The organism is Streptomyces sp. NPDC042364 (assembly GCF_056437585.1).
Window position 1 is genome coordinate 318,641 of sequence record NZ_JBWKAJ010000001.1, and the last position, 18,573, is coordinate 337,213.

The following is an 18,573-nucleotide window of genomic DNA, read 5'->3' on the forward strand; positions in this document are numbered from 1 at the left end:
CCGGCTCTGCGGGCGGCTCCGGGTCCCGCCCGCGGCCGTGGTCCGGGCGGGCGGCGGGTCAGCCGTCGCGGAGCTTCTTCAGGCGTTCCACGTCCGCCGCGTGCCCCTCCCTGCCGCCCGGGGTCTCGATGATCAGGGGCACGCCCTCGGTGGCCGGGTGGGTCATCAGTGCGCGGAACGGGTCCTCGCCGATATGGCCGGAGCCGATGTTCTCGTGGCGGTCCTTGTGCGCCCCGACCACGTCCTTGGAGTCATTGGCGTGGATCAGTTTCAGCCGGCCCTCGCCGACGGTGTCCACCAGCAGGTCCAGCGTCCGGTGCATGCCGTCGGGCCCGGTCAGGTCGTGGCCCGCCGCGAAGACGTGACAGGTGTCCAGGCAGACGCCGAGCTTCGGATGGGCGTCGAGCGCCTCGAAGTACGGGCCGAAGTCCCAGGTCCGGGAGCACAGGGAGGCGCCCTGGCCGGCGGTCGACTCCAGCAGGAGAAACGGGTCGTCGTGGGTCAGCTCGTCCAGCAGCGGCAGCAGATACGCGCGCACCTGCTTCAGCGCGACCGAACGGTCCCGGCCACCGGTCGCGCTCCCGGTGTGCACGACCACACCCAGGGCGCCGATCTCCCGGCCCCGGCGCAACGAGTGCCGCAGCGACTCCACGGACTTCTCGACCGTCGCCTCGGTGTGCGAGCCGAAGTTGATCAGATACGGGGCGTGCACATACGCGGGGATCGACTCGGCCGCACAGGCCGCCCGGAACTCCTCGTCCTGCCGCGGGTTCCCCACGGGCGTCGCCCAGCCCCGCGGGTTCGCGACGAAGACCTGCACGGTCTCGGCCTTCAGCTCACGGGCATAGGCGAGCCCGACGGAGTTCAGCCCACCGGCTACGGGCACATGTCCGCCGACGGGGTTGCGCGAGGGGCCGGACAGGGGTGGGACGGGGCGCGGCGTCGGGGCGGAGGGGCCGGGAAGGCCGGGGGACTGCTCAGTGCTCACCGCACCAGGGTGTCATGCGCCAGGACGCGCCCGGACGGCGGATGCCGCGGGCGCCCCACGGCCTCCGGCGGACGCGGGGTGCCGAGGCTTCCCGCCGACGCACAGCGCCCGGGGGGACACCCGAGTCCCCGAGCCGTCGGCCGGCCCGAGCCTCCGACAGGCCCCGGCGGCGGGAGCCGCGGTCAGCCGATCTCGATCGTGATCGTCGAGCCCTTGGGCGCCGTCTCGCCGCCCTCCACCGACTGTCCCTTGACCTCGTCGCCGAACAGCCCGAGAAGCCCCCGGTCCTCGTCGACCTCGAAGCCCGCGTCCTCCAGCTTCCGTGTGGCGTCGTCGACGCTGTCGCCCACGACGTCCGGGACCTCGATCATCTCGGGACCCTTGGAGATCGTCAGGGTGACGGTGTCGCCCGTGCCGACCTGCTTGCCCTCACGCGGGGACGTCTCGGCGACCAGGCCCTCGTCGAACTCGGAGTTGACCCGCTCCGACGCGATCTCCACCTTCAGGCCCTCGTCCTCCAGGGCTGCGGTGGCCTCCTCCACCGAGGAGCCGGCCACATCCGGGACGTCCACCGGGGCTCCCCGGCTGACCACGAGCGCGACGGCCGAGCCCGACGACGCCTCGGTGCCGGCGCCGGGATCGGTGCGGATCACCTGGCCCCTGATGACCTCGTCGCTGAACTCCCGCGTCACCAGACCCGGTTCCAGCCCGTCGCTCTTCAGCCGGGCCTTCGCCTTGTCCAGCCGGTGTCCCTTGAGATCCGGCAGCGTCACGGTCTCGGGGCCCCTGGAGACCGTCAGCGTGACGGTCTCGTCGTCCCGGATGCGGTCACCCGGCTCCGGGTCGGTGCGTATCACCTCGCCCCGCTCGACCGTGTCGCTGAAGGCGCGCTCGACCTCGACGCGGAGCCCGGCACCCTCGATCCGCTTCTTCGCGGTGGCCTCCGACTGGGCGAGCACCGCCGGGACCTTCGTGAACTGGCCCGAGTTGATGTACCAGATGCCTCCGCCCACACCGAGGACGAGCAGCACGGCGGCGATGACCGCGAGCAGGCCGCGCCGGGGCGGGTTCTGGCCGCGGGTGCTGCTCCGGGGCGGCGGCGGGGGCGTCTCGAACCGGCTCGTACGGTTCATCCCGTCGAGCCCCGCCGAGCGGGACACGGTCAGCGACCGCGGCAGGACGCTGGTGCGGTCCTCCGCGTTGTCGTGCTCGGCGGTTCTCGCCTGCGGCGGCGCCGCGTCCAGCTGCTCGACGCTGAGCGCGGCCCGCGCCTGCCGCGTCTGCGCGAGCAGCGCCACCGCGTCGTACGGGCGCAGCTCCGGGCTTCGGGCGGTCGCCGAGGCGACCAGCTCGTCCAGCTCGTACGGCAGGCCGGGCACGGCGGCCGACGGCGGCGGCACGTCGTCGTTCAGCGCGTGGTAGAGCACCTGGGCGGGGGTGTCCCCGCCGTGGGGTTTGCCGCCGGTGAGCATCTCGTAGAGCATCACCCCGCACGCGTACACGTCCACGCGGGTGTCGGTCGTGCCGTGCTCCAGCTGCTCCGGGGCCAGGTAGGCGACGGTGCCGAGCACGGTGCCCGTGGTGCTGGTGACCGTGTCCACGGCGCGGACCAGCCCGAAGTCGGCGACCTTGACCCGGCCGTCGTCCCCGATCAGCACGTTCTCCGGCTTCATGTCCCGGTGCACGAAACCTGCGCGGTGGGCGGCGCCCAGGGCGGCGAGGATCGGCTCCAGGATGTCCAGCGCGGCCCGCGGCTGCAGGGCGCCGCGCTCGCGCAGCACGTCACGGAGGGTGCAGCCGGCGACGTACTCCATGGCGAGGTAGACGTACGACCCGTCGGTGCCCTGGTCGAAGACCCCCACCACGTTCGGATGGGAGAGCCGCGCGACCGATTTGGCCTCGCGGATGAACCGCTCCACGAACGAGCCGTCCGCGGCCAGGGTCGGATGCATCACCTTGAGCGCGAGCACCCGGTCCAGGCGGGTGTCCACGGCCCGGTAGACCGTGGCCATCCCGCCGACCGCGATCCGCGCCTCGACTCGATACCGGCCGTCGAGCACCTGGCCGACAAGCGGGTCCTGAAGGGTCGTGTCCACGCAGGTGAGTCTACGAGCCGTCACGGACACCCCCACCGGTTCCGGGGCGACCGGGACGGACTGCAGCAGACCTGTGACTCAGAACGCCGGGCGCTCCGGGTCCAGGTGGGCCAGGCCCTCGCCGGGGGACGACGCCTCCGCGAAGTGGCGCCGGGGGATGCGGCCCGCCCGGTAGGCGAGGCGGCCCGCCTCCACCGCGTTCCGCATGGCGGCGGCCATCAGCACCGGCTCCTGCGCCCGCGTCACCGCGGAGGCGAGCATCACGCCCGCGCACCCCAGCTCCATCGCGAGGGCCGCGTCCGACGCCGTACCGGCCCCCGCGTCCAGGATCACCGGTACGCGCGCGTGCTCCACGATCAGCTGGAAGTTGTGCGGGTTGCGGATCCCGAGCCCCGACCCGATCGGCGACCCGAGCGGCATGATCGCGGCGCAGCCGACGTCCTCCAGCTTTCGCGCGAGCACCGGGTCGTCGTTGGTGTACGGCAGCACGGTGAAACCGTCGTCGACCAGCGTCTCCGCGGCGTCCAGCAGCTCGATCGGGTCGGGCAGCAGGGTCCGCTCGTCCGCGATGACCTCCAGCTTCACCAGGTCCGTGCCGAGCGCCTCCCGAGCGAGCCGCGCGGTGAGCACGGCCTCCCCGGCCGTGAAGCAGCCGGCGGTGTTGGGCAGCACCCGGATGCCCAGCCTGTCGAGCACGGAGAGCACCGAACCCTGCACGGCGGCGTTCACCCGGCGCATCGCCACCGTCGTCAGCTCCGTGCCGGAGGCCGCCAGCGCGCGCTCCAGCACATCGAGGCTGGGGGCGCCGCCCGTACCCATGATCAGACGGGACGAGTAGGTCGTACCACCGAGGACGAAGGGGTCGTCTGCCACGGGTCAGCCTCCTTGGACGGCGGTCAGGACCTCGACGCGGTCCCCCGCGGAGAGGAGCGTCGACGGCCACTGCGCGCGCGGGACGACGGTCTCGTTGAGCGCCGCCGCGACCCCGGACGGGGACGGGGTGAGGGTCCGTACGAGCGTGTCGAGGGCGGTGCCGGGAGCGACCTGCCGGGGCTCGCCGTTGACGAGGACGGTCAGCACGTCCGTGAGGTCCGCGGCGCTCATACGGGCTGCTCCGAGAGTTCCCTGGGCGCGCCGGCACGGAACCGCAGCGGGGTGAAGTCCCGCGCCGTCTCCGGCAGTTCACCGCTGATCAGGACGTGCGCCAGCACGTCGCCGGTGACCGGGGTGAGGAGCACCCCGTTGCGGTGGTGGCCCGTCGCGAGGAGCAGGCCGTCGAGTTCGGTGGGACCGAGGAGCGGGGCGTTGTCGGGCGAGCCGGGGCGCAGTCCCGCGCGGGTCTCGGTGAGCGGCAGCTCGGTGATGCCGGGGACGAGTTCGTGGGCGTCCCGCAGCAGTTCGTACACGCCGCCCGCGGTGACCGTGGTGTCCCAGCCGAGCTCCTCGCTGGTCGCGCCGACGACGAGTTCGCCGTTCTCGCGCGGCACCAGGTAGACGTGGCTGCCGCGGACCACGGCCCGTACGGTCCGGGTCAGGAAGGGCGCGTACCGCTGCGGCACGGTCAGCCGCAGCACCTGTCCCTTCACGGGCCGCACCGGCGGCAGCACGTCGTCCGGGACCCCGGCGAGCCGCCCGCTGTCGCTCCCTCCGGCCAGCACCACCCGCCCGGCGGCCAGCTCGGCGCCGTCGTCGGCCCTTACCCCGGCCGCCCGCTCCCGCACCACGGAGAGCTGCTCGGCCCAGGCCCGGTGGAAGGCGACCCCGGCCCGCTCGCAGGCCGTGACGAGGGCCCTGGAGAGCCGCCTCGGGTCGATCTGGTGGTCCCCGTCGACCCGCAGTCCGCCGCGTACACCGGGTGCCAGCATCGGCTCCAGACGGCGGCACTCGCGCCCGTTCAGCCACTCCGACTCCAGGCCCGAACGGCGTTGCAGGGCGTGCAGTTCCCGCAAGTGGGCCCGGTCGTCGGCGTCGAGGGCGACGGCGAGTGTCCCGGAGCGGCGGTAGCCGAGGTCGAGGCCGGTCGCCTCGGTCAGCTCGGCCGCGAAGTCCGGGTAGCGGCGCGCGGACTCCAGGTTGAGCCCCAGCAGCGTCTGCTCCCCGTGGTGCAGTTCGGTCACCGCGGCGAGCATCCCCGCCGCGACCTGCGCCGCCCCGCCGCCGGGCTCGGGATCGACGACGGTGGTGGTGAACCCGCGCTGGGCGGCCCGCCAGGCCGTGACCAGCCCGATGATCCCGCCCCCCACGACGAGGACGTCTGACGTGTGCGTACGCGACATGGGCGTCCAGCCCCTCCCTTCGCCGGCATGACCCGGATCAGGTTCGTACGGTCGGAGGCCGCCAGCCTCCCTCTCAGCCCGGTGCGTCCGGGCTCCCGCGAGTGCTCTACGGTGGCCCACCCTAGCCCGTGCCGTATCGCTCAGTAAGGGAGCCTCCGCTCATGGCCCGCTCGCTCGACGGACTCGTCCTCGCCCCCGTGGCGGACCAGGCCCCAGGTCAGGTCGGCACCCGCACACGGTTCGCGTACCACGAGAAGGACGGCGAGATCTGGGCCGAATACCGGGGCGGCGACGTCGTACGCGGCCACCTCGTGGGTACCCGTGAGGGTGACCGGCTGGACTTCCGGTACGTCCAGCTGAGGACCGACGGGACGACCGCGTCCGGGCACTGCGTGTCCCGGGTGGTCGAGCTGCCCGACGGGCGAGTGCGGCTGGAGGAGACCTGGGAGTGGGAGTCGCGGCCCGGCAGCGGGACGAGCACGGTCGAGCAGATCGACGCGGCGGACGGCGCTGTGGAGCAGGTCACGGCACAGGACCGCTGACTGACGGGTCGTCAGTTGTCTATGGTGATCAGGTGAACGAGCAGACACGGGCAGCGGGACGGACGACGGCGCGCCGGGTCGTCGTCGTGGGCGCGGGCATGGCCGGGGTGCAGACCGCGGTCGCCCTGCGCGAACAGGGCTTCTCCGGCGACGTCACGCTCATCGGCGCCGAGCCCCACCAGCCGTACGACCGGCCGCCCCTGTCCAAGGCCGTGCTGCTCGGCAAGGCCGAGGACTCCGCCTTCGACGTCGACTTCGAGGCGCTCGGCATCGAACTCCGGCTGGGCCGGGAGGTCCTGGGCGTCCGTCCCGCCGATCACGAGCTGGACACCGCCGCCGGACCCGTCCCGTACGACGTGCTGGTCCTGGCCACCGGTGCCGAGCCGATCCGGCTGCCGGGGACGGAGGGCGTGCCCGGGGTGCATCTGCTGCGCACCCTGGACGACGCCGAGCGGCTGCGGCCCGTGCTGGCCGACCAGCACGACATCGTCGTCGTGGGCGCCGGGTGGATCGGCGCGGAGTTCGCGACCGCCGCGCGTGAGGCGGGCTGCGCGGTCACCGTCGTGGAGGCCGCCGACCGGCCGCTCGCCGGGGCGCTGCCGGCCGAGGTGGCCGCGCCGATGGCCGCCTGGTACGCCGACAGCGGCGCCGGCCTGCGGACCCACGCGCGCGTGGAGCGCGTCGAGCCCGGAACGGTGGTGCTGGACGACGGCTCCCGGATCCCGGCCGGGGCCGTGGTCGTCGGCATCGGAGCACGCCCGGCGACGGCCTGGCTGCGGGACTCCGGCATCGAACTGGGCGCGCACGGGGAGGTGCTCGCCGACGACCATCTGCGCACCTCCGCGCCCGACGTCTACGCGGTCGGCGACTGCGCCTCCTTCCCCTCGGGCCGGTACGGCGAGCGCCTCCTGGTCCACCACTGGGACAACGCCCTCCAGGGCCCCCGCACGGTCGCCGCGAACATCCTCGGCGAGACGCCCCGGCCCTACGATCCGGTCCCGTACTTCTGGTCGGAGCAGTTCGGCCGCTTCGTCCAGTACGCGGGGCACCATCCCGCCGCCGACATCATGGTCCGGCGCGGGGACCCCACGGGTGCCGCCTGGACGGTGTGCTGGCTGCGCGAGGACCGCCTGGTCGCCCTGCTCGCCGTCGGCCGGCCGAGGGACCTGGCGCAGGGCCGCCGTCTCATCGAGTCGGGCACCCCGATGGACCCCGGCCTGCTGGCGGACCCGGCGCGGCCCCTGAAGGCGGCGACGGCGTAGCACGGCCGCCCGGCTCCGTCCCCCGCCGCCGCGTCCGTCCCCCCGGAGGGCCCCTCTCGGCTACCCACTGTCAGTCCCAGATGGCAGTCTTGGTGACGTGACCGAGATTGACGCAAAGATCGATGCTCTCGTCCCCGCGTGGCTGACCCTCCCCGACATCGCCGAGATGCTCGGCGTCGAGGTGACCCGTGTGCGGCAGCTGGTCAAGGAGGGCCAGCTCATCGCCGTACGCCGTGGTGAGAACCGCGCGCTGCACGTCCCCGCCGCCTTCATCGACGGGGACAAGGTGGTCAAGGGCCTCTCCGGCACCCTGACGCTGCTGAAGGACGACGGCTTCACCGACGAAGAGATGCTGGAGTGGCTCTTCACCCCCGACCCGAGCCTGCCCGGCACACCGGCCCAGGCCCTCAGCGAGAATCGCGGCACGGAGGTGAAGCGCCGCGCGCAGGCGCTCGCCGTGTGATCGACAGAGGCTGACAAGCCGCACCACCGGCAGGACACGTAACACCGCACCAACCGGAACACCGTGCGGCGTACGGCAGCCATGGGCCGAAGCGGCCCGGTTCCGTACGCCGCACCGACACAGCACCGCCGACGGGGGACTCATCCATGACCGACGCCGCCGCCCAGCTCGCCGACGCCCGGCTCTACCTCTGCACGGACGCCCGCAGGCGCCAGGGCGACCTCCCGGAGTTCCTGGACGCGGTCCTCGGCGGCGGTGTGGACATCGTCCAGCTGCGCGACAAGGGCATGGAGGCGGCGGAGGAGCTTCAGCTCCTGGAGCTGTTCGCCGAGAAGTGCCGCCGGCACGGCAAGCTGCTCGCCGTGAACGACCGGGCCGACGTGGCGCACGCCTCCCGGGCCGCGCACACGGGCGGCGCCGACGTCCTGCACCTGGGCCAGGGCGACCTCCCGGTGCCCGCCGCACGCGCCATCCTCGGCGACGACGTCCTCGTCGGCCGCTCCACGCACTCCGAGGAGGAGGCCGCGGCGGCCGCCGTCCAGGCGGGCGTGGACTACTTCTGCACGGGCCCCTGCTGGCCCACCCCCACCAAGCCCGGCCGGCCCGCCCCCGGCCTCGACCTCGTGCGGTACACGGCCGCGCTGGACACCGACCGCCCCTGGTTCGCCATCGGGGGCATCGACCTCGGCAACCTCGACGAGGTCGTCGAAGCGGGCGCCCGCCGGGTCGTCGTCGTCCGCGCGATCACCGGGGCCGACGACCCCGGGGCCGCGGCGGCGGAGTTCGCCGAGCGCCTGCGCGCCCTGTGACACCGGACGGCGCCTCCTGACGCCCGCATGTCCAAGGTGTGGACACCCAGGCCGATAAAGCGGACAAAAGGGGGTGCTTTGGTTGGGGTGCGGCCCCGACCTGACTAACCTGCGTCTATGGCCCTAGGAACCGCCTCCACCAGGACTGATCGCGCACGGACCGTGCGTGACATGCTCGCCACGGGCAAGACCACGTACTCATTCGAGTTCTGGGCGCCCAAGACCGAGAAGGGCGAGCGGAACCTGTGGAACGCCCTCCGCAGGGTCGAGGCGGTGGCCCCCAGCTTCGTCTCCGTGACCTACGGAGCGGGCGGTTCCACGCGCGCGGGCACGGTCAGGGCGACCGAGCAGATCGCCGCCGACACCACGCTCACCCCGGTCGCCCACCTCACGGCCGTCAACCACTCCATCGCCGAACTGCGCAACATCATCGGCCAGTACGCGGACGCCGGTATCCGCAACATGCTCGCGGTCCGCGGCGACCCGCCGGGCGACCCCATGGGCGAGTGGGTCCCGCATCCGCAGGGCCTGACGTACGCCGCCGAACTCGTCCACCTCATCAAGGAGTCGGGTGACTTCTGCGTGGGCGTCGCCGCCTTCCCGGAGATGCACCCCCGGTCCGCCGACTGGGACAGCGACGTGGCCCACTTCGTGGACAAGTGCCGGGCGGGCGCCGACTACGCGATCACCCAGATGTTCTTCCACCCGGACTCGTACCTGCGGCTGAGGGACGCCGTCGCGAGGGCCGGCTGCGAGACCCCCGTCATCCCGGAGGTCATGCCGGTCACCAGCGTCAAGATGCTGGAAAGGCTTCCCCAACTCAGCAACGCGGCCATCCCGGACGTCCTGAAAGAGCGGATCGTCACAGCCAAAGACGATCCGGCCGCTGTACGCTCCATTGGCATCGAGTTCGCCACGGAGTTCTGCGCGAGGCTGCTGGACGAGGGAGTCCCCGGACTTCACTTCATCACCCTGAACAACTCCACCGCGACTCTGGAAATCTACGAGAACCTGGGCCTGCACCACCCACCGAGGGCCTAGACCGGTCGCACTCGCGTACGACACACTGCGTAAGCGGCCACAGGGAGAGGGGCGTACATGGGCTGGACGGTCCTCTACATCGCGTTCGGCGTCGTCGCGTTGTGGCTGCTGGGCGAGGTGCTGCTGCAGTACAAGGCGCGGCTGCGCTGGCGGTTGCTGGCCTTCGCCGGATTCCTCTGCGTCGTGCTCGGCGTCCTGATGCCCAATGTGATCGTCATCGGCGTCGGCGCGATCGCCTTCGCGGTCGGCCAGACGTATGTGACCTTGTCCTTCCGCCGTGGTTTCGAGGCGGGTTGGGCCGTCCGCCCGCGCTCCGGTGAGGGTGCGGAGGCCCCCGCGGGCAAGCCCGGCAAGAAGCGGCGCCGGGGCGGACCGGAGCGTCAGGACCCCACCCTGGAGGTCTCCGACCTGCAGCCCACGGCTGCCGGAACGTACCGGCAGGACGACGACCCGCTCGACCAGGACGACGACGTCTTCGTCCGCCCGAAGTCCACCCCCTCCGGCGCCGGGGCGGCCACGGTCTACTCGCCGGAGCCTCTGCCCGACGACACCAGCAGCTACGGCGTCTACCGCGAGGACAACGCCTACGCGGCCACCCCTGGCCAGTCCTACGCGACCGCCGACCAGGCCCAGGACGAGGCCTTCGCCTACTACGGCTACGACCAGCAGGGCTACGGCTACGACCAGTCCCAGCAGCAGTACGCCGCCTACTCCGACCCGTACATCGGCACCCAGACCTACGACGCCACCGGCTCCTACGACCCGTCCTACGGTCAGCAGGGGTACGGGCAGCAGGGCTACGGGCAGGACCAGTACGGCAACGGCGGGTACGCCGGCGAAACCCCGCCCGGCGGCGTCTGGGTCCCGCAACAGCGCACCACCGACGACCCGTTCGGCTCGGACCTGCCCACGGACCAGTCGTACCCGTACCAGGGCAACGGCAACGGCAACGGCAACGGGTACGACGAGCAGTACCGTTTCTGAGGGCCGGCCCTCAGCCGGCCCTCAGCCCGTCCTCACTGGGAACCGCGGAAGTCCGGTCCCTCCACGATCAGCCCGGCCACCAGGGCGCCCGACATGCCGGCGTGCGGAAGGCCGCCGCCGGGGTGCGACCAGCCGCCGACCGTGAACAGGTGCGGCAGCGCAGTGGTGTTGGAGGGGTGCAGCAGCCGGCCGTCGCCCGCGGCCAGCGCCGGTGCCGGGATCGCCCCGCCCGCCGCACCGGTCGTCCGCTCGATGTCCCGAGGCGTGCGCACCTCGTGCCAGAGGAGACGGTCGCGCAGGCCCGGCACGGCGCGCTCGGCCGCGGTGATCACAGACTGCGCGAGCCGCTCGAAGACCTCCGGCTCCGACCGACTCCACTCGGGTCGGGCCGGCACCACCGAGCTGAGGACGACCGCCTCGTACCCCGCGTCCGGCACCCACGCCGGATCGTCGGGACGCAGCACCGTCACCGTGGGCCGCGCGACGACCCCGGGCGAGGAGCCGAACAGCAGCTCCAGCTCGCTGTCGCGGTCCTCCGCGTGCACCACCGTCCGGTGCGCGGTGCCCTCCGGCCGGCCCCCGCGCAGCGCGAGCAGCACGGTCAGCCGGCTCGTCCGCACCTGCTGGGCCGGCACCTCGCCGTCACCCCGGACGACCGACTGCCGCACCGCCCGGCCCAGTGCCTCGGGCGCGACGCCGGCGACCACGAAGTCCGCCTCGGCCACCGTCCCGTCCGCCGACTCGACCCCGGCCGCCCGGCCGTCCTTCTCCACGATCCCGGTGATCTCCGTGCCGAAGACGAACTCGACCTTCCGGGCAAGGCACCGCTCGTGGACCGCCCGCGCCAGCTCCCGGATGCCGCCCCGGACGTACCAGGTGCCGAAGGCGTTCTCCATGTAGGGCAGGACCGACGCGCTCGCCGGGGTGGTGCGGGGGTCCAGCCCGTACGCCAGGGCGTGGCTCTCCAGCAGGGCCGCCAGCCGGGGGTCGCGCAGTTCCCAGGCGCCGACCTCGGCGAGGGTGGCGGCGCGGCGGGTGCGCAGCAGCCGCTTGTGGGGCACCGCCGGATAGGGCTCGCGCTCGGCGAGGACCTGCCAGTCGGGCCACAGCGGCTCCTCCAGGAGGGGCCGCCGGGTGCGGTCCCACGCCTCGCGGGCCCGGACCAGGAAGTCGCCCCAGCGGTCGCCCGCCCCCGAGCCGAGCGCCGTGTTCAGGGAGGCGACCACGCCGGCGCGTGAGGCGTTCGGCAGCAGCAGGTCCGTCCCGTCCGCGAAGACGTGCCGCGCGGCCGGGTCCACCTGGACCAGGTCGACGCACTTCTCCAGCGGCTCCCTGCCGGTCTTCAGGAACAGATCGCGGTAGACGGCGGGCAGCGGCAGCAGCGCCGGGCCCGTGTCGAACGCGAAACCGTCACGCTCGTACCGGCCCACCGCACCGCCGTAGGTCGTCGTGCGCTCGTACACCACCACCCGGTGGCCCGCGACGGCCAGCCGGGCGGCCGCCGCCATGGCGCCGAGACCGGCGCCGATCACCGCAATCCTTGCCATGTCTGCGACCTTAGCGGGCGTCGCGCCCGTCGGTTTCCGCGGGAGAAGGCGGGCGGGCCGCACGTCGGCAGGCGCGGGGTGGCCGTGCTTCGTCGCGCGGTCCGGCGCCCCTCGGGCCGCCCGGTGGAGGCCCCCGGCGAGTATCCGCGCGGACGCTCTACCGACCAGAGGGTCGCCGAGGGGACTGGGGTTGAGTGCGCAGGGCTGAGTACGCGTACCCAGTGGAGGAGATGAGTAGGTGCGCGGATGGGCTCCCGCCTGCGCGGACGGGAGAGTGGAGGCACGGGAAGGGGCGCGGCTCCGGAACCGCCGGCACGGGGCGGCGGAACGGGTCTCGCGCTCCGACCGCTCCTTCCGTCGACGGGGTCGAAGGGGATCGACGGGTCGGCGGGAGCGAGGCACGGGGGAGCGGGGGACGGGGGCAAGGGGGGACGAAGGGGGACGAGGGGGAACGGGGAAGCGCCGGTTCGAGGTGGCCCGCGGGGGACGCGGCCACTCCGGACCGGCGCTCGCGTTGGTGCGAGGGCGGGTGCCCGGTCCGCCTACCGGGTGCCGCTGACCCTGCCCTGGAGCAGCCGCGACAGCGCCGAGTGCACGTCGTCCAGCGAGCGCTCCGGCTGGAAGGCCTTCCAGTCCAGGGCTGCCACCAGGACCATGCCGACGAGGGCCGAGGCCGTGAGGCCGATGTCGATCTCGTCGCTCAGTTCGTCCGCCTCGACGCCCTCGCGGAGGACCTTCTCCACGACCGCGACCGCCTCCTGCCGGACGACCATGAGCGTCGACTGCCAGGCCCGGTTGGTGCGCCACAGCTCGGCCACGTACAACTGCGTGAACGACGGGTAGCGGTCGATGAAGACGAGCCCGGCCCGGATCATCGCGTCCAGTGCGTCGACCCTGCTGCCGCCGTCCTCGGCGGTGCGGTCGGCGGCCTCCCGCAGCGAGGCGGTGAGGAGCCCGACCCCGTGCCGCAGCAGTTCCTCGAAGAGGACCGACTTGCTGGCGAAGTTGTAGTAGACGGTGCCCTTGGCCACGCCGGCGCGCTCGGCGATCTCGTCGACCGTGGTGGCGGAGAACCCCTGCTCCGCGATGAGGGTGACGGCCGCCTCGTAGAGCTTCTGCCGGGTCGCCTCGCGGCGGCCCCCGCCTGCGCCGCCGGGGGCTTTGCTGCTTTCCATGGCCCTGATTCTCACAGGAACCGTGCCGTGCGCGGTCACAGAGTCAACTCCGGGTGCAGTCGGTCGAGGGTCCACACCTGCCGGCGGCGGGCCGACAGGGCGGTCAGGGCGAGCGCGCCCGCGGTGAAGGCCACCAGCACGGCGCACGCCTGCCAGACCGGGCCCAGTCCGCCGCCCGTGATCAGCCGCCGCAGGGCGTCCACGACATGGCTCATCGGCAGGAAGGGGTGGACCGCGTTGAAGAAGTCCGGGCTGGTCTGCACGGGGTACGTGCCGCCCGCGGACGTCAACTGGAGCATGAGGAAGGCGAGGACGAGGATCCGGCCCGCGGCCCCGAAGCGTGCGTTGAGCCACTGCACGATCGCCGCGAAGCACGCCGTGACCAGGAACAGGAAGCCCACGGTCCCGGCCGCCCGGGTCATCTCCAGGCCCACCGCCCAGTGGAGCACCGCCATGAGCGCCAACGTCTGGAGCACGCCGAGGGCTGCGACCGGGAGCCAGCCGGCCAGCGCGATCCGCCAGGCCGGGGAACCGGCCGCGAGGGCACGCCTGTTGAGCGGCGGGATCAGCATGTACGCCACCATCGCGCCCACCCACAGGGACAGCGGGATGAAGTACGGGGCGAACCCGGTGCCGTAGTTGGGCGCCTTGTGGAGGTCCTTGCTGGCCAGGCGGATCGGGTCGGCCATCACCTCGGTGCGCCGGTCGCGGTCCTTCTCGTCGTAGTCCGGGATCTGCCCGGCACCGTCGCGCAGTCCGCCCGCGAGCTTGCCGGAGCCGTCGGCCAGCTTGTACATGCCGCCCTTGAGGTCGTTCGCACCCGTCTTCAGGTCGCCGACGCCCGTGTCGAGATCCTCGGCCCCGGACTTGGCGGTGCCCAGACCGGTGTGCAGCGTCTTGGCGCCCTTGGCGACCTTCGTGGCACCCTTGTTGAGCGCGTTCACCTTGGTGACGGCGTCGTCCAGGTCCTCGGACAGGGTGGGCGCGGCCTCGGCCAGGGCCCTGGCCTGCCGCTCCAGGGTCTTCAGATCCTTCTTGAAGGCCTTCAGGTCGCCGTTGTAGTTCTCCACCACCGCGTTGACGTCCTCGGCGAGGCGCGCGGCCTCCGCCGCCGCCTCCTTCGCCTCCTTCAGGTCCGCGCAGGCCGCGTCGGGCAGCGCCGGGTCCTCGCAACGCCGCTTGTAGACGTCGTCGAGGGTGTCCGAGGCGGCCCGGGTGCCGGTCTCGGCGGCGGGGGCCGTGGTGACGAAGGCCGTGAGGTGGTTGCGGATCGTCCCCGCCGAGTCGGCGACCAGGGTGGCGGTGTCGGCGATCGTGTCGCCGTTCTCGTCGAGGAAGGGCCGGACCTGGTCGGCGGCTCCGTTGACCTTGTCGGCGAGGCTCTGGGTGCCGTTCGCGACCTGCTGGGCGCCGTCCTGGAGGTCGCCCGCGCCCTCGTCCAGGTCGCCGAGACCGCCGGACAGCTTGCCGCTGCCGTCCTTGGCGGCCTTCAGCCCGTCGGCGAGGTCCTTGGAGCCCTTCTCCGCCTTGTCGATACCGCCCTTGAGGTCCTCGGCGCCGTCCGCGGCCTTCTCGGTCTTCTCGTGGATGTCGGAGAACGAGATGAAGATCCGGTCCAGGAAGGACCGGGACGTCTTCGTCGACGCCGCCGTCCGCACCTCGGAGAACACCGTCCGGGAGATCTGCCCGACGATGTAGTTGTTCGCGTCGTTCGTGCGCACCTGGAGGGCGCCCGTCTCCGGTGCGTCACCGGAGCTGGAGGCGATCCGCTCACTGAAGTCCGAGGGCATGGTCAGCGACAGGTAGTAGGTGCCGTTCTCGACGCCCTCGCGGGCCTGCTCCGCGCTCACCTCGTGCCACTCGAAGGTGTCGCTGTCCCGCAGGCCCTCGGCGATGTCGTCGCCCGCCCGGATCTTCTGCTTGCCGGCCGACGCCCCCCGGTCGTCGTTCACCAGCGCCACCGGGATGCGGTCAAGACGGCCGTACGGGTCCCAGAAGGACCACAGGTACAGGGCGCCGTACAGCAGCGGCAGCAGCATGAGCGAGGCCAGCGCGGCGCGCGGGAGCTTCCCCCGTCCGAACCGCCTGAGCTCAAGCGAGGCGAGCTTCGGCGCGTGCATCGCACTTCTCCTTGTCGTCGTCGCTGTCGTCGTCGCTGCGGCCGGTCCCGGCCTCGGTGTCGGTCCGGGTCCCGGCCTCGTTCCCGGGCCCGGCCCCGTCTTCGGTCCCGGTTTCGGTCCCGGCCTCGCCCGGTACCGTCGTGGACACGACGAGCGCCCCCTCCGGGGCTTCGCTGCACACCGCCACGACCGTGGTCCCGGCCTCGGTGAGGGACCGCAACAACGCCCATATCCCGGTCCGTTCGGCCTCGGAGAGCTTCAGGTCGGTGTCGTCGACGCCGAGCAGGCGGGGCCGGCCGATGAGGGCCAGGGCGAGCGAGAGCCGCAGCGCCTCCATGCGGTCCAGGTCGCGCACCGCCGTCCGGTCGCCCTTGGGCAGCGACGCCCGGTCGAGCCCGGCGGCGGCCAGCGCGGCGTCGATCCGCCGCTCGGCCTCGGCCGCGCGCTCACGGCGGGGCCGGAGCAGCCCGCGCAGGGAACCGTCGAACCGCCGCTGCAGCAGCGCGCGTTCCCGCAGGTGCTCCCCGACGGTGAGCGCCGGGTCGAGGTCCGTGACACCGGGGACGTGGGCGAGGGCGCTGACCCGGCGTACGGCGGCCATCTGCTTCGGCAGCCGCAGGGCGCCCACCGTGGCGTGCCCCTCGCTCGGCTTCATGCGCCCGGTGAGAGCGAGCAGCAGACAGGTCCTGCCCGAACCCGAAGGGCCTTCGACGGCGATCAATGATCCGGGCTCGGCGTGGAACCCCACCTCTCGGAACACCCATCCGCGCGGGCCCCTGATCCCGAAGCCCTCGGCGCCGACGGCGACGCCGCCGCCCTCGTCGGCGGGTGTGGCGGCCGTCGTGGGCGGCTCTTCCATGTCCCCCAGACCCCCTCGTACGTTTTTGAACTGACTGGTCAGTGCAAAAGTACCCCGAACCGCCGATCGAAGCAAAAGCCCAGGTCGGAACGGATTGTCAGTGGCATACCTCACGATGGGTACATACGGCACCCCGTGTCAGGGCTGCCGTCACGCAGACGACAGGAGGTTCGTCATGGCCACCTACCACGCCGCCGCCGACCGGCGCCGCGCCACCGGCCCTGCCCCCTCACTGACCGGTCCGGCGAGCGACGTGCACCCCGTGCTGCGCCGGACGACGGCCCCGCCCGCCGCCCTCGACCTGCTCGCCCAGGCCCGCGCCGGCCTCGACGAGGCGTCCGCCCTCCAGGCCCCCAACGAGCGGTACGCGACGGCCCATCTGGCCGCGCTGCGCACCGCCGCCGCCGTGCTCGCCGCCCGAGGGCGCCCCGAGCCCACCCCGAAGCGCCGGGCGAAGATCCGGAGCGCCTGGGAGGTGCTCCCCGAGATCGCGCCCGAACTCGCCGAGTGGAGCGCCCTGTTCGCCTCGGGCGCCGCCCGCAGGGCGCGCGCCGAGGCCGGGATACGGGGCGCGGCGAGCGCGCGTGACGCCGACGACCTGATACGCGACGTGGCGATGTTCCTCCGCCTCGTCGAGCGGATGCTGGTGCTCCAGCCGGTCCTGCCGCAGCCCCGGCAGGACGGCGGCGGAGGGGTCCCGGCGGACGCGGGGCTGACCGACCGTCCCGGCGCCGCCCATTAGGGTTGGAGACACCCGTAGCCTCCGTCACGGCCCCCGGCCGCCGACGGAGCCCGCAAGCCCACCGCTCCGCCGCACACCAGGCGGTGCCGCGCCGAGGAGTCAACTGCCGTGTCGGACCCGTCGCGCCCCCGCGCCTCCCTCCGTACCGCCGTGGTCTGGGAGGTTCTCCAGGACGCCCTCGAGCGCCGTGTGAAGGCCACGGGGCGGGAGTCGCTCGACGTGCTCGACACCGGGGGCGGCAGCGGCAAGTTCGCGGTGCCCGTGGCCCGCCTCGGTCACCGCGTCACCGTCGTCGACCCCAGCCCCAACGCGCTGTTCGCGCTGGAGCGCCGGGCCGCCGAGGCCGGTGTCGCCGACCGGGTACAGGGCGTCCAGGGCGACGCGCACGGCCTCTTCGACGTCGTCGACCGCGGCGGCTACGACGCCGTGCTGTGCCACGGCGTCCTGGAGTACGTGGACGACCCCGCCGAGGGCATCGGCAACGCGGTCGCCGCGCTGCGCCCCGACGGCGTCCTCAGCCTGCTCGCCGCCGGACTGGGCGGCGCGGTGCTCGCCCGCGCCCTCGCCGGGCACTTCAAGGAGGCCAGGCAGGCACTCGACGACCCGAACGGACGCTGGGGCGAGGGTGATCCCGTGCCCCACCGTTTCACCGCCGAGCAGCTCACCGCGCTCGTCGAGGACGCGGGCCTCACCGTGGCCGCCGTACACGGCGTCCGGGTCTTCGCCGACCTCGTCCCCGGTGTGCTCGTCGACACCGAGCCGGGCGCCCTGGACGCCCTCCTGAAGCTGGAGGCCGCCGCCGCGGAACTGCCCGCGTTCCACTCCGTGGCCACCCAGCTGCACGTGCTCGGAGAGACCAGGGGGGCCGCCGGAGTCTGAGCGTCTCCGGTGAGGAGCCCGCTGATCAGGGACGCGGCGGCGGATGGAGTACGCCACAGGCCCCCCGATCGGGCGCCGGGAGCCGTATGATCGAGGGAGACCGTCCGGCATGACGAGCCGTTCGCTGGGGAATCCACACCTCAGCGAAGCGGGGTGCCATGGCGGGTTCCGGTTGGCGAATTGGCGTAGAGGGGCGGGTTTCAAGGGGGCGATTCCCTGCCTATCCTGAAGAGGACCCCCCGGGTCGCCCAGGCGACCGCACGATGAGGAGGACTCCGTGCCGCTCTCAGAGCACGAGCAGCGCATGCTCGAGCAGATGGAGCGAGCGCTGTACGCCGAAGATCCCAAGTTCGCGTCAGCGCTTGAGGGAAGCGGGCTGCGTACGTACACCCGGCGGCGGGTCTACCAGGCGGTCGCGGGCTTTCTTGTGGGTATCGCGCTCCTCATGGCCGGAATGGTCGCACAGCAGATCTGGGTCAGCGTGGTGGGATTCCTCGTCATGCTGGGCTGCGCCGTGCTCGCCGTCACCGGTTGGCGCAAGGCCCCCAAGCCGGGTGAACAGCCCGCCGCTCCCGCAGGCTCCGCCGGTGCCCGTCGTCAGACACGACAGCGCCGCTCCATGATGGATCGAATCGAACAGCGCTGGCAGCGCCGCCGTGACGAACAGGGCGGCCACTGAGCCCCGGAGTTCCCGGACCTACGCCAGACCTGAAGACGGACGAAGGGTGACCTCCCGAGCGGCGGTCACCCTTCAGTCACGCCCACAATCGAACACCGGTCGCCGGCGCGC

Annotated in this window: 18 protein-coding genes and 1 riboswitch; of the genes, 9 read left to right on the top strand and 9 right to left on the bottom strand. The window is 72.9% G+C overall.

What is annotated here, in order from left to right:
- Window positions 1-58: 58 nt before the first annotated feature.
- From AC067N_RS01335 to thiO, 5 genes are all read right to left on the bottom strand, one after another.
- Window positions 59-988 carry a deoxyribonuclease IV gene (locus tag AC067N_RS01335; RefSeq protein ID WP_478676806.1) on the bottom strand — a complete coding sequence of 310 codons (930 nt, stop codon included), beginning with the start codon at window positions 986-988 and terminating at the stop codon, window positions 59-61.
- A gap of 182 nt (window positions 989-1,170) precedes the next feature.
- Window positions 1,171-3,084, bottom strand: coding sequence for a Stk1 family PASTA domain-containing Ser/Thr kinase (gene pknB, locus AC067N_RS01340; protein ID WP_478676807.1), 1,914 nt, complete (start codon window positions 3,082-3,084; stop codon window positions 1,171-1,173).
- Window positions 3,085-3,162: 78 nt separating this feature from the next.
- Window positions 3,163-3,957: a thiazole synthase gene (locus tag AC067N_RS01345; protein WP_478676808.1), complete on the bottom strand. Its 795-nt coding sequence runs from the start codon at window positions 3,955-3,957 to the stop codon at window positions 3,163-3,165.
- A 3-nt stretch (window positions 3,958-3,960) separates the two neighbouring features.
- Window positions 3,961-4,161 carry a sulfur carrier protein ThiS gene (gene thiS / locus AC067N_RS01350; protein WP_478677171.1) on the bottom strand — a complete coding sequence of 67 codons (201 nt, stop codon included), beginning with the start codon at window positions 4,159-4,161 and terminating at the stop codon, window positions 3,961-3,963.
- Between the two features lie 23 nt (window positions 4,162-4,184).
- A complete protein-coding gene (gene thiO / locus AC067N_RS01355; RefSeq protein ID WP_478676809.1) occupies window positions 4,185-5,360 on the bottom strand; it encodes a glycine oxidase ThiO in 1,176 nt (391 codons plus the stop codon).
- A riboswitch (TPP riboswitch) is annotated at window positions 5,358-5,469 on the bottom strand. Its footprint overlaps the gene before it by 3 nt.
- 52 nt (window positions 5,470-5,521) lie before the next feature.
- On the opposite strand from thiO, the gene AC067N_RS01360 reads away from it, so the two are divergent.
- The 6 genes from AC067N_RS01360 (at window position 5,522) to AC067N_RS01385 (ending at window position 10,461) form a co-directional block, all read left to right on the top strand.
- A complete protein-coding gene (locus AC067N_RS01360) occupies window positions 5,522-5,902 on the top strand; it encodes an avidin-fold protein (RefSeq protein ID WP_478676810.1) in 381 nt (126 codons plus the stop codon).
- 32 nt (window positions 5,903-5,934) lie between these two features.
- A complete protein-coding gene (locus AC067N_RS01365) occupies window positions 5,935-7,164 on the top strand; it encodes an NAD(P)/FAD-dependent oxidoreductase (protein ID WP_478676811.1) in 1,230 nt (409 codons plus the stop codon).
- 97 nt (window positions 7,165-7,261) lie between these two features.
- Entirely contained in the window at window positions 7,262-7,627 is a 366-nt protein-coding gene (locus tag AC067N_RS01370) for an Rv2175c family DNA-binding protein (RefSeq protein WP_478676812.1), read from the top strand.
- A 146-nt stretch (window positions 7,628-7,773) separates the two neighbouring features.
- Complete coding sequence (gene thiE, locus AC067N_RS01375) at window positions 7,774-8,436, top strand: thiamine phosphate synthase (protein WP_478676813.1); 663 nt, start codon at window positions 7,774-7,776, stop codon at window positions 8,434-8,436.
- A gap of 117 nt (window positions 8,437-8,553) precedes the next feature.
- Window positions 8,554-9,477: a methylenetetrahydrofolate reductase [NAD(P)H] gene (metF, locus tag AC067N_RS01380; RefSeq protein WP_478676814.1), complete on the top strand. Its 924-nt coding sequence runs from the start codon at window positions 8,554-8,556 to the stop codon at window positions 9,475-9,477.
- 57 nt (window positions 9,478-9,534) lie between these two features.
- On the top strand, window positions 9,535-10,461 hold the full coding sequence (locus AC067N_RS01385) for an SCO2102 family sporulation regulator (protein WP_478676815.1): 927 nt from the start codon (window positions 9,535-9,537) through the stop codon (window positions 10,459-10,461).
- Between the two features lie 32 nt (window positions 10,462-10,493).
- Here AC067N_RS01385 and AC067N_RS01390 read toward each other — a convergent pair whose 3' ends face one another.
- The 4 genes from AC067N_RS01390 to AC067N_RS01405 all read right to left on the bottom strand — a co-directional run bounded on the left by AC067N_RS01390 (window position 10,494) and on the right by AC067N_RS01405 (window position 16,162).
- A complete protein-coding gene (locus AC067N_RS01390) occupies window positions 10,494-12,008 on the bottom strand; it encodes a phytoene desaturase family protein (RefSeq protein ID WP_478676816.1) in 1,515 nt (504 codons plus the stop codon).
- 542 nt (window positions 12,009-12,550) lie between these two features.
- Window positions 12,551-13,183, bottom strand: coding sequence for a TetR/AcrR family transcriptional regulator (locus AC067N_RS01395; RefSeq protein WP_478676817.1), 633 nt, complete (start codon window positions 13,181-13,183; stop codon window positions 12,551-12,553).
- Between the two features lie 35 nt (window positions 13,184-13,218).
- Entirely contained in the window at window positions 13,219-15,303 is a 2,085-nt protein-coding gene (locus AC067N_RS01400) for a YhgE/Pip family protein (protein WP_478676818.1), read from the bottom strand.
- Window positions 15,275-16,162 carry an ATP-binding cassette domain-containing protein gene (locus AC067N_RS01405; protein WP_478676819.1) on the bottom strand — a complete coding sequence of 296 codons (888 nt, stop codon included), beginning with the start codon at window positions 16,160-16,162 and terminating at the stop codon, window positions 15,275-15,277. Before AC067N_RS01405 ends, AC067N_RS01400 begins: the two co-directional genes overlap by 29 nt.
- Before the next feature lie 175 nt (window positions 16,163-16,337).
- On the opposite strand from AC067N_RS01405, the gene AC067N_RS01410 reads away from it, so the two are divergent.
- The 3 genes from AC067N_RS01410 (at window position 16,338) to AC067N_RS01420 (ending at window position 18,462) form a co-directional block, all read left to right on the top strand.
- Window positions 16,338-16,904: an SAV_6107 family HEPN domain-containing protein gene (locus AC067N_RS01410; protein ID WP_478676820.1), complete on the top strand. Its 567-nt coding sequence runs from the start codon at window positions 16,338-16,340 to the stop codon at window positions 16,902-16,904.
- Window positions 16,905-17,012: 108 nt separating this feature from the next.
- A complete protein-coding gene (locus AC067N_RS01415) occupies window positions 17,013-17,783 on the top strand; it encodes a methyltransferase (protein WP_478676821.1) in 771 nt (256 codons plus the stop codon).
- Window positions 17,784-18,060: 277 nt separating this feature from the next.
- The gene (locus tag AC067N_RS01420; protein WP_478676822.1) at window positions 18,061-18,462 is read left to right on the top strand and encodes a DUF3040 domain-containing protein; all 402 of its coding nucleotides are present in this window, start codon (window positions 18,061-18,063) and stop codon (window positions 18,460-18,462) included.
- The last annotated feature ends 111 nt before the right edge of the window (window positions 18,463-18,573 follow it).